The organism is Solwaraspora sp. WMMA2056 (genome assembly GCF_030345095.1).
Taxonomy (GTDB): domain Bacteria; phylum Actinomycetota; class Actinomycetes; order Mycobacteriales; family Micromonosporaceae; genus Micromonospora_E.
Map to the genome: position 1 here is coordinate 1,902,654 of NZ_CP128360.1, position 14,781 is coordinate 1,917,434.

General features: G+C 74.5%; 8 protein-coding genes and 2 pseudogenes. 6 read left to right on the forward strand and 4 right to left on the reverse strand.

The window, feature by feature from the left end:
* Nucleotides 1–38 precede the first annotated feature (38 nt).
* The 5 genes and pseudogenes from O7608_RS08825 (at nt 39) to purE (ending at nt 4,428) form a co-directional block, all read left to right on the forward strand.
* Nucleotides 39–647 carry an HAD-IA family hydrolase gene (locus tag O7608_RS08825; RefSeq protein ID WP_289209473.1) on the forward strand — a complete coding sequence of 203 codons (609 nt, stop codon included), beginning with the start codon at nt 39–41 and terminating at the stop codon, nt 645–647.
* 35 nt (nt 648–682) lie between these two features.
* Nucleotides 683–1,919 (forward strand): annotated as a pseudogene (locus O7608_RS32125) (thioredoxin domain-containing protein); the annotation flags it as partial.
* Nucleotides 1,920–2,056: 137 nt separating this feature from the next.
* A pseudogene (locus tag O7608_RS32130) lies at nt 2,057–2,755 on the forward strand (hypothetical protein); the annotation flags it as partial.
* Nucleotides 2,756–2,767: 12 nt separating this feature from the next.
* The gene (locus O7608_RS08835; protein ID WP_289209475.1) at nt 2,768–3,928 is read left to right on the forward strand and encodes a 5-(carboxyamino)imidazole ribonucleotide synthase; all 1,161 of its coding nucleotides are present in this window, start codon (nt 2,768–2,770) and stop codon (nt 3,926–3,928) included.
* On the forward strand, nt 3,925–4,428 hold the full coding sequence (gene purE, locus O7608_RS08840; protein ID WP_289209476.1) for a 5-(carboxyamino)imidazole ribonucleotide mutase: 504 nt from the start codon (nt 3,925–3,927) through the stop codon (nt 4,426–4,428). Before O7608_RS08835 ends, purE begins: the two co-directional genes overlap by 4 nt.
* Before the next feature lie 89 nt (nt 4,429–4,517).
* Here purE and O7608_RS08845 read toward each other — a convergent pair whose 3' ends face one another.
* Nucleotides 4,518–9,737: an SCO7613 C-terminal domain-containing membrane protein gene (locus O7608_RS08845; protein ID WP_289209477.1), complete on the reverse strand. Its 5,220-nt coding sequence runs from the start codon at nt 9,735–9,737 to the stop codon at nt 4,518–4,520.
* A 150-nt stretch (nt 9,738–9,887) separates the two neighbouring features.
* The gene (locus O7608_RS08850) at nt 9,888–11,315 is read right to left on the reverse strand and encodes a UDP-glucose dehydrogenase family protein (RefSeq protein ID WP_289209478.1); all 1,428 of its coding nucleotides are present in this window, start codon (nt 11,313–11,315) and stop codon (nt 9,888–9,890) included.
* Between the two features lie 265 nt (nt 11,316–11,580).
* Between O7608_RS08850 and O7608_RS08855 the strand changes: the two genes are divergently transcribed.
* A complete protein-coding gene (locus O7608_RS08855; protein ID WP_289209479.1) occupies nt 11,581–12,744 on the forward strand; it encodes an acyl-CoA dehydrogenase family protein in 1,164 nt (387 codons plus the stop codon).
* Between the two features lie 34 nt (nt 12,745–12,778).
* Here O7608_RS08855 and O7608_RS08860 read toward each other — a convergent pair whose 3' ends face one another.
* Complete coding sequence (locus tag O7608_RS08860) at nt 12,779–13,867, reverse strand: hypothetical protein (RefSeq protein WP_289209480.1); 1,089 nt, start codon at nt 13,865–13,867, stop codon at nt 12,779–12,781.
* Between the two features lie 111 nt (nt 13,868–13,978).
* Entirely contained in the window at nt 13,979–14,680 is a 702-nt protein-coding gene (locus O7608_RS08865; protein WP_289209481.1) for a hypothetical protein, read from the reverse strand.
* Nucleotides 14,681–14,781 lie beyond the last annotated feature (101 nt).

Here is a 14,781-nt window from a genome sequence, read left to right on the forward strand (position 1 = left end):
GCCCGTGTACTCGTGGCCACCCACCCGGACGGCGCCTCGTGACCGCCCACCCCGGCGCGGCCGTCGACAGTTGGCTGGTGTTCGACTACGGCAAGGTGATCTCGCTGCCGCAGCCACCGGACGCGCTGGCCGCCATGGCCGCCGTCGCCGGGGTGCCGGCGGCCGGCTTCGAGCAGCGGTACTGGCAGCACCGGGACGCTTACGACGGTGGCTGGCCGCCTGGCCGGTACTGGAGCCAGGTCGTCGGCCGGCCGCTCGCCGACGACGACCCGTTGGCGGCCGAGTTGGACCGGGCCGACGTGGCCAGCTGGTCCCACCTCAACCCGGACACGGTCAGGTTCGTCGCCGACTGCGCTGCCGCCGGCCACGGTCTCGCGCTGCTGTCCAACGCCCCGGCCTCGATCGCGCTCGCGATCGAGGCGGCACCCTGGGCGCAGGCGTTCCAGCACCTGCTGTTCAGCTGCCGGCTCGGGCTGACCAAACCGGACCCGGCGATCTTCCAGGCCCTGCTGCGCCAACTGGGCGCGCCGGCCGGGCAGGTCACCTTCGTCGACGACCGGCCGGAGAACGTGGCAGCCGCAGCGGCCGCCGGCCTCACCGCGCTGTGCTATCCACAGCTGCCGGCACCGGGCCGGGGGACTGGCTAAGGTCGGGTGGTACGACGACCCGAGGAGCAGCCCGCGTGAACCGGCTTGGCGAGGCGACCAGCCCGTACCTGCAACAGCATGCCGACAACCCGGTCGACTGGTGGCCGTGGTGCCCGGAGGCGTTCGACGAGGCCCGCCGTCGGGACGTGCCGGTGCTGATCTCGGTCGGCTACGCCGCCTGCCACTGGTGCCACGTGATGGCGCACGAGTCGTTCGCCGACGTCACCGTCGGGCAGCTGATCAACGACAACTTCGTCGCGATCAAGGTGGACCGTGAGGAGCGCCCCGACGTCGACGCGGTCTACATGGCCGCCACCCAGGCGATGACCGGGCAGGGCGGCTGGCCGATGACGGTCTTCGCCGCCCCGGACGGCACCCCGTTCTTCTGCGGCACCTACTTCCCCCGGCCGAACTTCGTCCGGCTGCTGCAGTCGGTCACCACCGCCTGGCGCGACCAGCGCGACGCCGTGCAGCGTCAGGGGACCGCCGTGTTGACCGCGATCGGCGGCGCGCAGGCCGTCGGCGGCCCGACCACCCCGCTCACCGCCGACCTGCTCGACGCCGCCGCGCGCACGCTGCACCAGGAGTACGACGCGACCCACGGCGGCTTCGGCGGCGCGCCGAAGTTCCCGCCACACCTCGCGATGCTGTTCCTGCTGCGTCACCACCAGCGCACCGGCGACTCCGACAGCCTGGAGACCGTCCGGCACACCGCCGAGGCGATGGCCCGGGGCGGCCTCTACGACCAGCTCGCCGGCGGCTTCGCCCGGTACGCCGTGGACGCCACCTGGACCGTGCCGCACTTCGAGAAGATGCTCTACGACAACGCGCTGCTGCTGCGGGTCTACACGCAACTGTGGCGGCTCACCGGGGACCGGCTGGCGGCCCGGGTCGCCCGGGAGACGGTCCGGTTCCTCGCCGAGGCGCTCGCCGTACCCGGCGGGGGGTTCGCTTCGGCGTTGGACGCCGACACCGACGGCGTCGAGGGTGCGACGTACGTGTGGACGCCACAGCAGCTGACCGAGGTCCTCGGCGAGGCGGACGGGCGGTGGGCGGCGGATCTGTACGGCGTGACGGCTGACGGCACCTTCGAGCACGGCAGCAGCGTGCTGCGACTGGCCAGGGACATCGACGACGTGCCGCTGGAGCCGGTGGACCGGATCCGGTCGGCGCTGCGGCGGGCCCGGGCCGGCCGGGCGCAGCCGGCCCGTGACGACAAGGTGGTGGCCGCCTGGAACGGCCTGGCGGTCACCGCCCTGGCGGAGTTCGCCACCACCGCCGACGCGCTCGGCGCCGACGGCACCGCCGACGCGCGCGGCGGTGACAGCGGTGACGACGTCGGCGGCGGCACCCGTACCGGCGGCGCCGATCCCGATGTCGAGCTGGCCGCCGAGCTGGCGACGGCCACTGCGGCGTACCTGGCCCGCACCCACCTGGTCGACGGCCGGCTGCGGCGGGTCTCCCGCGACGGCCTGGTCGGCGCACCGGCCGGGGTGCTGGAGGACTACGGCTGCGTCGCCGAGGCGTTCTGCGCGGTGCACCAGCTGCGCGGCGAGGGCCGCTGGCTCGACCTCGCCGGTGAGCTGCTCGACGTGGCGCTGACCCGGTTCGCCGCCGACAACGGCGGTTTCTACGACACCGCCGACGACGCCGAACGGCTCGTCACCCGGCCGGCCGACCCGACCGACAACGCCACCCCGTCCGGGCTGAGCGCGACCGCCGCCGCACTCACCACGTACGCCGCGTTGCGCGGTGCCCCGCGCTACCGGGCCGCCGCCGAGGCCGCCCTGGCCACCGTCGCGCCGGTGGTGGCCCGGCACGCGCGGTTCACCGGGTACGCGGCGGCGGTCGGCGAGGCGCTGCTCGCCGGACCGTACGAGATCGCCGTGGTCACCGACGATCCGGCCGGCGACCCGCTGCTGCTGGCGGCCCGTCGCTACGCGCCACCCGGCGCAGTGGTGGTCGCCGGGGCGACCGACCAGCCGGGAGTGCCGTTGCTGGCGGACCGGCCCGCCGTCGGCGACGTCGCCACCGCGTACGTCTGCCGGGGTTTCGTCTGCGACCGGCCGGTCACCTCGGCCGACGACCTGACCGCCCAGCTGCGCTAGGCTGGCGCCGCCATGGATACCCGTACCGGTCTGCCCATCGTCGGCATGGTGGGTGGCGGGCAGCTCGCCCGGATGACCCACCAGGCCGCCATCGCTCTCGGCCAGTCGCTGCGCGTGCTCGCCCGGACCCCGGAGGACGGTGCCGCGCTGGTCGCCGCCGACGTGCAGTACGGCGAGCACACCGACCTGGCCGCGCTGCGTACCTTCGCGAAGAGCTGCGACGTGGTCACCTTCGACCACGAGCACGTGCCGGGCGAGCACATCCGGGCGCTGGCCGCCGAGGGCGTGCGGCTGCACCCGGGGGCGGACGCGTTGCGCTACGCCCAGGACAAGGCGCTGATGCGCCAGCGGCTGACCGACCTGGGTGCCCCGGTGCCCCGGTGGCGCCGCGTCGGCGCCGTCGACGAGCTGGCCGCGTTCGGCGCGCAGGTCGGCTGGCCGGTGGTGGTGAAGACCGCACGCGGCGGCTACGACGGTCGTGGCGTGTGGGTGATCGACGACCCGGCCGGGCTGGCTGCCGCCGGGCTGGACCCGGCAACCCGGCCGGAGCTGGAGCTGATCGCCGAGGAACGGGTGGCGCTGCGTCGGGAGCTGGCGGTGCAGGTGGCCCGCTCGCCGTTCGGGCAGATCGCGGTCTACCCGGTGGTGGAGACCGTGCAACGCGACGGCATCTGTGTCGAGGTGCTGGCCCCCGCGCCGGATCTGCCGCAGCGGCTCGCGGTGGCGGCCCAGCAGCTGGCCATCGACCTGGCGACCGCGCTGGACGTGGTGGGGCTGCTCGCGGTCGAGCTGTTCGAGGTCGACGGCGAGCTGGTCGTCAACGAGCTGGCGATGCGGCCGCACAACTCCGGCCACTGGACGATCGAGGGGGCCCGGACCTCGCAGTTCGAGCAGCACCTGCGGGCGGTGCTGGACTACCCGATGGGGGAGACCGCGCTGACCGCTCCCGCCGTGGTGATGGCGAACGTGCTGGGCGGTGCCGACGGCGGCATCGGCATCGACGAACGGCTGCACCACCTGTTCGCCACCGACCCCGGGGCCAAGGTCCACCTGTACGGCAAACAGGTCCGGCCCGGCCGCAAGATCGGCCACGTCACGGTCCTGGGTGCCGAGTTGTCCGAGGTACGGGGCCGGGCCGCCCGGGCTGCCCGCTGGCTGCAGGAGGGCCGATGATCGGCGTCATCATGGGGAGCGACTCGGACTGGCCGACGATGCGCGCGGCCACCGAGGCGCTCGACGAGTTCGACGTCGCCTACGAGGTGCGGGTCGTCTCGGCGCACCGTACGCCGCGTGGGATGCTCGACTACGCCGGCACCGCCGCCGACCGTGGCCTGCAGGTGATCATCGCGGGGGCCGGCGGGGCCGCGCATCTGCCCGGCATGGTCGCCTCGATGACCCCGCTGCCGGTGATCGGGGTGCCGGTGCCGTTGAAGCATCTGGACGGGATGGACTCGCTGCTGTCGATCGTGCAGATGCCGGCCGGCGTACCGGTGGCTACGGTCTCCATCGGCGGGGCCCGCAACGCGGGTCTGCTGGCCGTCCGGATTCTCGCGGCGGCCGACCCGGTGCTGCGCGCCCGGATGGCCGCCTACCAGCAGGAGCTGGTCGAGCTGGTCGCCGCCAAGGACGCCGCGCTGCGCGCCTCCCGTACCGCCACCCCCACCCCCACCTGACCGCGTCGATCTTGCAGTTATCGAGAACTTTTGTCGGATTTGTCCGTCGATAAGTGCAAGATCGCCGGGATCTTGGCGGGAACAGGGGGTCAGCGCATCCCGCGCAGCGCCCCTCGGACCCGCTCCTGGGTCTGGCGCCGCCATTCGCTGCTCGCCCCGAGGGCCAGCAGCACCAGACCGACCGGGATCAGCACCAGCCACGGGCCGAAGAAGGTCAGCGCGTGCAGCGCGGTGACCGCGCTGACCACCGTACCGACGACCACCGGGGCCTGCTGCTGGCTCATCGCGCCGAGCAGCAGGGTGCCGACCGCGCCGAGCAGCAGCAGGACGTGCCGGAAGCTGTTGTCTCCGTCGCTGATCACGATCACCAGGGTCGGCAGGAACGTCGCGACCAGCGCCGGCCCGTACGCGGTCCAGCTGCTCAGGTCCGGCCGGTGACGCAGCTCCAGCACCCCGACGAGCAGGGCGAGCGCCGCGAACGGCAGGGTGTACGCCTCGATGAGCGCGACGTCGGCGATGCGCATCAGCATCCACCAGGCGGTGATCTCACAGCCGACGGCGGTCCAGAACAGGATCCGGCGCTCCAACGCCCGCCGGCCCGGTCGGGTGGCGGTCACCCCGAGGACGGCACCCCAGGCGGCCAGCAGCCCGGCCAGGTGCGGCGTGGAACTGTAGGCCAGCGCCAGGGCCAGTAGCGCCGCCGCGTAGCTGCTCCATTCGACGACGGACCGCTCCCGGACCGCCTCCGGATGGTCGAGCCGGGGCAGCCGGGTCGCCGACAGCAGCAGCGCCGCCCCGACGGCCAGCACCCCGAAGGCCGACCAGGCCGGCGGCAACCCGGCGACCAGGCCGAGGGTCAGCACGAACAGTTGCGCCATCACCGAGGCGAACAGCCAGCCCAGGATCCGGGCCGGTTGGCTGCGCCCGCCGTACGCGGCGACCGCGCCGACCGCGACCGCGCCGCCGAGGGTGAACACGGTCAGCTGATCGTTGGCGAGGGCACCGGCGAGCCCGGCACCGCCAGCGGCCAGGCCGATGATGAACAGCACCCGACGGGCGATCCGCAGCGGCCGGTGCCGCTCGGTGTCCGGCGGCGGCGCGGTCGACGCCAGGCCGATCATCGCGACCGCGAAGACCAGCAGCGCGGCCGTGGTGCTCGTCGGCCAGCCGATGCCGAACGACAGCGGCGTGATCAGCAGGGTCAGCGCCACGCCGGGCAGCACGACCGGAACGACCTGCCCGGGCTGGCCGCTGTTGAACGCGGTGGCGGCGAGCGCGGCGGCGACGGTGAGCAGCAGCGCCGCGAGGACGTTGGTCGGGCCGACGGCGGCGGCCGGCGGGTCGAGCAGCACCGCCGGCGGCCCCTGCCAGATCGCGGCCAACGTCCGGTACGGCTCGACCAACGCGGTGGTCAGCGTCGGTGCCACGGCCGCCACGGCCAGCGCCGTCGGCAGCGCGGCGGCGGCCAGGGCACCCTTGACCGGGCTGATCGCCCACTCCTGGCCGATCTCCAGCGGCCCGGGTCGGCCGAGTCGTCCGCCGAGTCCACTCCACCGCCGGCTCAGCCGGGACAGCTCCGTCGGCGGCGGGGTGGCGGCCCGGAGCAGTTCGGCGAGGACGGCGAGCAGCGCCGCGCCCGCGGCGTACATCCCGGTGGGCAGGTCGGTCGGGAGCGAGGCCAGCGCCGTCACGGTGGCCCCGCCGGCCGTCCCGACCGTGGCGTACGGCAGGTAGTGCGGCACCTGACGACGGACCGCGGCCAGCACGGCGACACCCAGCGCCGACGCGGCCAACGCACTGGTCAGCACCACCTCGGTGGTCCAGCCGAGGGTGGCGGCGAGCGCGGCGAGCGCGCCGGGCAGCGCCAGCAACGCGGCGCCGGTGGCGGCACCGCCGACCGTGGCCAGGTGCCGGGGCATCGTGGCGGGGTCGTCCACCGCCCACGTCGGGCGCTGGCGCACCGCCGGGTCGAGTTCGAGGTCCACGTCGTCGGCCTCGTCGGCGTCCGGGCCGTCCGCCGCCGGGTCCGGCGGCATGTCGGCCGCCATCACCCGGCCGAGCACGGCCACGACGACACAGGTCAGCACGATCACCCCGAGGGCCGCGGCGGTGGTCCACGGCCGGACCAGGCTCGCGCCGACGGCGTACAGCGCCACGGCGGCGGCGACGGTGGCCCGGGCGGTCGCGGCCTGCGGGTCGGTGGCGGCCACCGAGGCGATGCCGTACCCGATCGCGACCAGGCAGCCGACCGCGATCGGTGACCACCAGGGCAGGCCCAGGGCCGCCGGGGTGCCGACGGTGGCGAGCGCCACCAGCACCCCGGCGGCATGGAACGACCAGGGCCGGGGCAGCGCCACCGCGGCGGCCATCGCGAGTAGCACCAGCGCCAACGGCACCTGCCAGGCGTTCGCGGTGGTCTCGACCGACCAGGCGGTCAGATCCGCCTGCCACAGCTGTCCGGGGGTGGCCAGCGCCCGGATGCCGCCGGCGACCGCCGTGTAGCCGGCGAGTACCGCGATGACTGCGCCACTGACCGCCACCCCCAGCACCGGCCCGCGCTGCCAGTCCTGCGGCATGGCCCGGATGGCGACCGCCACCAGCAGCGCGAGCGCCGCGCTGGCGACCAGTTCGATGCCGGGCACCACGATGGCGCTGATCCTGGCCAGGGTGCCGACCAGCACGGCGATCGCGGCGGCGGCGGCGAAGTCGGTGCCGTCGAGCAGCCGGTCGGCGCGACGGTTCGCGTCGATGCTCGGCGTCATGAACAACAGGACGCCACCGAGCAGCAGCGCGACCGCGACCCAGACGTCGGCGACCGTGGCGCCCGGGGAACCGAAGGTGGCGGCGGTGACGGCCAGCGCGCCGAGCCCGGTGCCGATCGTCAACGGCCGGGGGATCTGCCGCTCGGCGACCTGCGCCAGCGCCGCATAGCAGAGCGTGCCGGCCACGGCCAGGAACGCGGCGGCGAGGATCGGCGCGGTCGTCTGCTGCAGCGCCGGCCCGGTCGGCCCGGGTGCCGGCACCATCGCGGCGACGAACGCGGCGACCCCGCCGGGCAGGGCAAACGCCGCGCCGCCGGCGGCCCAGCCGGCGACCGGATCGGCAGCGGGTCGGCGGCGGATCTCCGGCAGGCTGCCGGCCACCGCGATCAGCACCCCGGCGGCGGCGAGCACGAGCAGGACGGCGGCGGTCGCACCGGGGCGGGCCAGGGCGGCACCGGCCCCGGCGACACCCAGCACGGCGGCACAGCCGACGTGCACCTGGGCGGACCGTTCGGAGCCGGCGAACAGGCCGGCCCCGGCGACCACGACGGCCGCCAGCACCGGCGGCCAGCAGGCGGCGTACCAGGGCAGGGCGAACGACGCCGGTACGGCGAGCGCGGTCAGCGTGACGCCGGTGACGGTCGCCTCCCGGCGCCACTCGACCGGTACGGCGACCGCTGCGGCGACGGTGATCAGCAGCGCGGCCAGCGCGAGTTGCCAGTCGGCCGGGCCGGCGTAGGCGTCCAGCCGCTGCTGGTAGTCGGACAGGTCGGTCTGCCAGGCGGGCAGCGCGGCGCGGCCCGGGGCCAGCGCGGCCCGTAGCGCGCTGCCGGCGACGAGGACACCGAGTACGCCGAGTGTGGCGGTGGCGGCGAGCTGCGGGCCACGCCGCAGGGCCTCCGGCAGGGCCCGGACGCCGATCCCGGCGATCGCGACCACGGCGGCGATCAGCAGCAGCGCCCGGCCGGGCAGGCCGACGGCCACGAGGCGGCTCGCGGCACCGACGGCCGCCAGGGTGAACACCCCGGCGGCGATGTCCGGCACCGGCTTGTAGCCCAGGGTGAGGCCGCCGATCAGCCCGACCCCGGCGGCGATCACCAGGACCGCGCCGGCGCGGATCGCGGCCGGCACTGTGTCGGCGCTCAGCACGGCCGCGACGGCGTAGGCGAGCGCCACCGCGACCGCGAGCCCGTGGAGGGTCCAGATCAGATCGCGGAGCCAGAGCATCGCGGCGCTGGGAGCCGGCGGCGTCCACCCTGGCCCGCGCCGCCCGGCCCGCCGGTCCGGTCCGGCGTCGCCGGGCAGGTCCGCGCCGACGACGGCGTCGGCCTCCTCGGGGGCGCCCTCCGGCCGGGTGGCACCGCTGTCGGCTGCCGTGCCCGGTGCGGCCGGTCCGGCAGGTGCGGTGGGCGGGTCGTCGGTCGGCACGGTCGGCCCACCGGGTGGTGCGGTCGGATCGGCGGAGCGTCGCTGCGGTGGGGCGAGCAACCCGGCGGGGCCGGCCGCCCCGGCCGCCCCGTCAGCCGTCGTCGCCCGGCCGGCCCGGCCGGTCAGCCAGGCTCCGCTGGTGAACCGCCCGGAGCCGGTGAGCAGCCGGACCAGCAGCAGATCGACCACGGCGACGGCGGCGAGCGCCAGCGCCCAGCCGGCCGGCCCGAGGATCAGGTCGTAGCAGAGCAGCGGCACGATCGGCTGAACGGCGAGCACCATCGCGTACCGGGGCAGCTGGAGCCCGGTGGTGGCGGCGTACCCGCCGGCCACCAGGGCGGTGACCACGAAGGTCAGCCCGGCGAATACGGCCGGGCTGACCGGGCCGGACCGGACCGCGTCGGTGACCCACAGCGCGTACCCGTCGATCGGGACGAGGATCAACGCGACGGCGGCGATCGTCTCGGCGGTGGAGCGCAGCCCACGGGCCGCGACGACCGGCGGTGCCGCGAGCAGCAGCACCGTGCCGGTGAGCAGGATCAGCAGCCGGGTGGCGTCGGGCAGGGTGCTGTTGGCGACGGCGGCGAAGACCACCATGGCCATCAGCGCACCGAGACCGAGCAGGACGTTCTGGATCGACTGTGCGGACGCCTCGGGTCGGGCGCCGTCGGCCGACAGCACCCGGGTCGGATCGTCGTCGGCGGACGCCGGCGGGTAGCCGGGTTCGTCGCTGCCGGGTGGCGGCCCGCCGTCGGTGCCGGCGTCGCCGGATCGGTGCGGTGTCTGGCGGGGGAACCGGGGCGGGGCGGCACCGGCCTCTGCGGTCGGTGGCCGGCGGCCGGCGCGGCGGCGTACCGAGATCCGGGGAGCCGGACCCCGACGACCGGCGGCGCCGCCGGTGGACAGGATGTCCCGTTGGAAGATCGCCGCCTGCAGGTCGGCGGCCATCTGCTTCTGTTCCTTGGCCAGCGCGACCTCGCGCGCCTTCATGTCGGCGATCGAGCGTTCGATCCGGGCCAGGTCCTCGGCGAACTGCGGCTGGGCCGCGCCGCAACGCGAACAGGTCGCCGCGGCCGGGACCGTCCGTCCGCACGAGGTGCAGCGGTACGCCGTACTCATCGGCACCTCCTCCACGCCTGGCCAACACTGTGGACCGCTTCTAACGAAGCATGCCTAAACCAGGCAACTGTTGAACAGTCCCTGACGGCGTGGAGATCGGAGAAAAAAGCCGACCACGGTCGGCCGGACCGGCTGCGGTCGGCTGGTGGGTCAGGGGCGGCCCATGCCGCGGTACTCCCAGCCGGCGCTGGTCCACAGGACGGAGTCGAGGCAGTTCCGGCCGTCGATCACCCGGCGGCCGGCGGCCAGCTCACCCAGCGCGACCGGGTCGGCGTTGCGGAAGTCGGCCCATTCGGTCAGTACGCAGACCAGGTCGGCGTCGCGGACCGCGTCGACGATCGACGGTACGTAGTTGAGGTCCGGCTGCGCGCGGCGGGCGTTCTCGGTGCCCTCGGGGTCGAAGACCCGTACCTGCGCACCGGTCTTGGCCAGCATCGCGGCCACCGCCAGCGACGGCGCGTCGCGGACGTCGTCGGAGTTCGGCTTGAAGGTGGCACCGAGCACGGCGATCGTGGTGCCGGACAGGTCCGGCCCGGCCGGCCCGGCGCGGCGGCCCAGCAGCTCGGCGGCGAGCTGCACCACCCGGGTACGCCGCCGCTGGTTGATCAGATCCACCTCGTGCAGGAACCGCAGCGCCTCACCGGCGCCCAGCTCCTGGGCGCGGGCCTGGAACGCGCGGATGTCCTTCGGCAGGCAGCCGCCGCCGAACCCGATCCCGGCCTGCAGGAACCGGTTGCCGATCCGGGGGTCGTAGCCGATCGCGCGGGCCAGTTGGGTGACGTCGCCACCGGCGACCTCGCACACCTCGGCCATCGCGTTGATGAACGAGATCTTGGTGGCCAGGAACGCGTTCGCGGCGACCTTGACCAGCTCGGCGGTGGCGAAGTCGGTGACCACCAGCGGGACTTCCCGGTCCTCGGTGGCGGCCAGGTCGAACACGCCCTTGTGGGCGGCGTACAGCATGCCGTTGGCCCACTCGCTGCGCACCCCGACCACGATCCGGTTCGGCCGCAGCACGTCCTCGACGGCGAAGCCCTCCTGCAGGAACTCGGGGCTCCAGGCCACCTCGACGCCGAGGTCGCCAGGGGCGTGCTTGCCGACCAGCTGCTCGATCCACTCGGCGGTGCCGACCGGCACGGTGGACTTACCGACGATGAGCGCCTTGCGGGACAGGTGCTGCGCCAGGTTGGTCACCGACGCCTCGACGTAGGACAGGTCCGCGCCCATTCCGTCGGCCCGCTGCGGGGTGCCGACGCAGATGAAGTGCACGTCGCCGAACTCGGCGGTCTCCGCCATGTCGGTGGTGAACCGCAGCCGCCCGGCGGCCAGGCTCCGTTTGAGCAGCTCGTCCAGGCCCGGCTCGTGGAACGGCACCTCACCGGCGCTCAGCTTGGCGATCTTGTCGGCGTCGACGTCGTAGCCGATCACCTCGTAGCCGAGTTCGGCGAAGCAGATGGCGTAGGTCGCGCCCAGGTAGCCGGTACCGAGGAAGGTCAGCCGCGGACGGGAGGCACCGGACGGCGGCGTGACCGCCGCGATGGCTGGCATTGGCTGGGTGTTCGGGTACGGGATGGTCACGCCTGTGTTCTCCGCTCGCGCTGGCGGCGCCGTGGTTGCGTCGCGCTCGGTGGTCCGGTGCCGGGGGCTCGACACCAATCATCGTTGTTCTGATGTGTGCGGCAGACCGCTTCTTGAGGCCCGACCCGGACGCGGTGCCGGCCGGCTGCCCGGCAGACGATAGTCCGTTCAGTCGGGTAGGGGCGACTGGCACTGCCGTTACTCGCCGGTATCCTCGCATTCGAGCACGATGCGAGTGGTGACCCCCAGGTGAGGGAGGGGCGCGATGACGTCCGGGCCAGCGTTCGATGTCTATCAGCTACCGGAGGAGCACGAGGCGATCCGCCAGGCGGTGCGGGAGGTGTGCGACGCCAAGGTCGCCCCGAACGCTGCCGAAGCGGACGAAACTGCGCAGTTCCCTAGCGCCTCCTACGACGCGTTGCGCGCGGCGGACTTCCACGCCCCGCACATCCCGGAACAGTACGGCGGCGCGGGGGCGGACGCGTTGGCCACCGCGATCGTGATCGAGGAGGTGGCCCGGGCCTGCGCGTCGTCGTCGCTGATCCCGGCGGTCAACAAGCTGGGCAGCCTGCCGCTGCTGCTGGCTGGATCGGAGCAGCTCAAGCAGCGGTACCTGACTCCGGTCGCGGCCGGGGAGGCGATGTTCTCGTACTGCCTGTCGGAGCCGGACGCCGGCAGCGACGCGGCGTCGATGACCACCCGCGCGGTCCGCGACGGCGACCACTGGGTGCTCGACGGCGTCAAGCGGTGGATCACCAACGCCGGTGTCTCGCAGTACTACACCGTCTTCGCGGTGACCGAGCCCGGTGCCCGGTCCCGGGGGATCTCGGCCTTCGTGGTGGAGAAGTCCGATCCCGGGGTGAGCTTCGGCGCGCCGGAGAAGAAACTGGGCATCAAGGGCAGCCCGACCTGCGAGGTCTACCTGGACAACGTACGGATTCCGGCGGACCGGATGATCGGCGAGCCCGGCACCGGGTTCGGCACCGCGATGCGCACCCTGGACCACACCCGGGTGACCATCGCCGCCCAGGCGGTCGGGATCGCGCAGGGCGCGCTCGACTACGCCCGGGGGTACGTGCGGGAGCGCCAGCAGTTCGGCAAGCCGATCGCCGAGTTCCAGGGCGTCCAGTTCATGATCGCCGAGATGGGCATGAAGCTGGAGGCCGCGCGTCAGGTGACCTACGCGGCGGCGGCCCGGTCCGAGCGGGGCGACGCCGATCTGACCTTCTTCGGTGCGGCGGCGAAGTGTTTCGCCTCCGACGTCGCGATGGAGATCACCACGGACGCGGTGCAGTTGCTCGGCGGCTACGGCTACACCCGGGACTTCCCGGTGGAGCGGATGATGCGGGACGCCAAGATCACTCAGATCTACGAGGGCACCAACCAGGTGCAGCGCATCGTGATGGCCCGCCAGTTGCTGTCGTCCTGAGCGGCGACGTCCGACCGACCCCGGTGACCGCCGGTCAGCCGGCCGGCTTGCGCGCGGTCGCGTCCGGGTCCGTCGGGGGCAGCGCCGTGCTGGCGTCCGGGTCCGTCGGGGGCAGCGCCGTGGTGGCGTCCGGGTCGGCGGCGGGGGAGACCACCGCTGTGGTCTGCTCGTCGCCCCCGGTGTCCGGCGCGTCGGCCGCCGGTGGGGTCCGCAGCCGTACGGTCTCGTCCGCCGCCGCGATCCGGGTGGTCTCGTCGCTGTCGGTGTCGGCGGCGGCCGGTAGTTGGATCCGGGTCGTCTCGTCGCTGTCGGTGTCGGCGGCCGGTAGCTGGATCCGGGTGGTCTCGTCGGCCGATCCGCTGCCGGTGCCGGTCCGCAGCGGCACCGTCTGGTCGGCCGGTGGCGGGCCGGCCGGGATCCGGGGCGTTGCCCCCGGCACCGGCGGCAGGGCGATCGTCGGGTCGTCCCGACGGTGCCCCGGTGGGGTCAGCCGCATCGTGTCCTGCTCGGAATCCGGGGCCCCCGCCGGATGGGCCGGGCGCGGCAGCGGGCCGGCGGCAGCCGGAAACGCCATGGTCTGGGCCGGGCCGCCGTACCCGCCATAGGCCCGGGGCTCGCCGTACCCGCCGCCGTACCCGCCGCCCTGGCCGTGACCCGGCAGCGGTGCGGTTCTGGCTACCTGCGGGGACTCCGGCTGACCGGCGTACAGGGCGACCATCCGCTCGCCGCGCCACCGGCGCGGGCTGACCACCGTGGCCAGCAGCGGCACCGCCAGCACGACGGCCAGCCCTTCGGCCGGGGCGGTGAACGTGTCGTCGGTGCCGAACAGCCGGCCCGGCATGTTCTGGTAGAAGCTCGTCATGTCTGCGGCCGACCAGGCGGCGAGACCGAGGAACGACAGGCCGGCGACGACCGGCCCGATCGGTGACAGCCGGGGCAGCAGCAGCAGCGCGTACACGATGCCGCAGACCGCCAGCGCGGCCAGCCCGACGAACACCTCGGTCGGCGGCTGGTCGTACGCCTCCCGGCGGGCCGTCGCGTACTCGCTGAGCCCGAGGCCGGCGAGGAACCAGATGACCGGGGCGAGGACCAGCGACAGCACCAACGAGCCCACGTGCCTCATCTGGACTCCTCACGCGTCGACACCTCATCGCACGGTACCCGCCGGGACGACAACGGTCGCAGGTGACCGGCGGAGTCCCGTCGACGCGTGGGTCGGCGGCGGACGCGTGGGTCAGCGGCCGCGTCGGGTCGACCGGGGGATCGGGCGGGCCGGCCGCAGCCGGTCGGCGTCGGTGTCGGCCGCCGTGGCCGTCAACGTGGTGGTGGTGCCCGACCGGCCGCTGGTCGTCGGATCGGCCGCCGTGGGCGCGGTGGGGGTCGTCGCCGGCGCCGGTTCGGCCGGGCCACCGGGCAGCGACCACAGCGACGGGTCGAACTCGCCGAGCGGCCGGACCGGCAACGGCTCCGCTGCCGGTGCCGCCGGCTCGGCGGGGGCCGGGTCGCCCGTACGGCGGTCGCCCGACCAGCGCCGCCGGCTCAGCACGGCCGTGCTCAACAGCACCCCGAGCAGGGCCAGGGTGCCGTTGTCGACCGGGCCCAGCAGCACGATCGGCTCACCGAACACCGCCGCGTCGACGCCGAGGAGGTCACGGGTGCCCAGCGGGTCGATGAACGTCGCCACGTACGGGGCGGCCAGGGCCAGCCCGGCGGCGAGCGGGCCGAGCGGGGAGAACCGCAACGTACCCAGCAGGCCGAGCAGCAGCCCGGCCGCGAACAGCAGCGCCGCCGGCCCGAGCAGGGTCGCGGTGTGGTACTCGCCGTCGGTCACCCAGCCACCGATGGTCCTGGTCGACGTCGTCTGGCCCACCGCGACGAGCAGCCAACAGAGCGGCGCGACAGCGATGCCGCTGAGGAAGCTCCAGAGATGACGCATGGGCGAACCGTACCGTTTCGGGTGGGTGATGGCGGGCACCCCGGGCAGCACCGGCGGGTTTTTCGGCGGTACGCCGGTCGGCTGTGCCCGCACCGCGACCT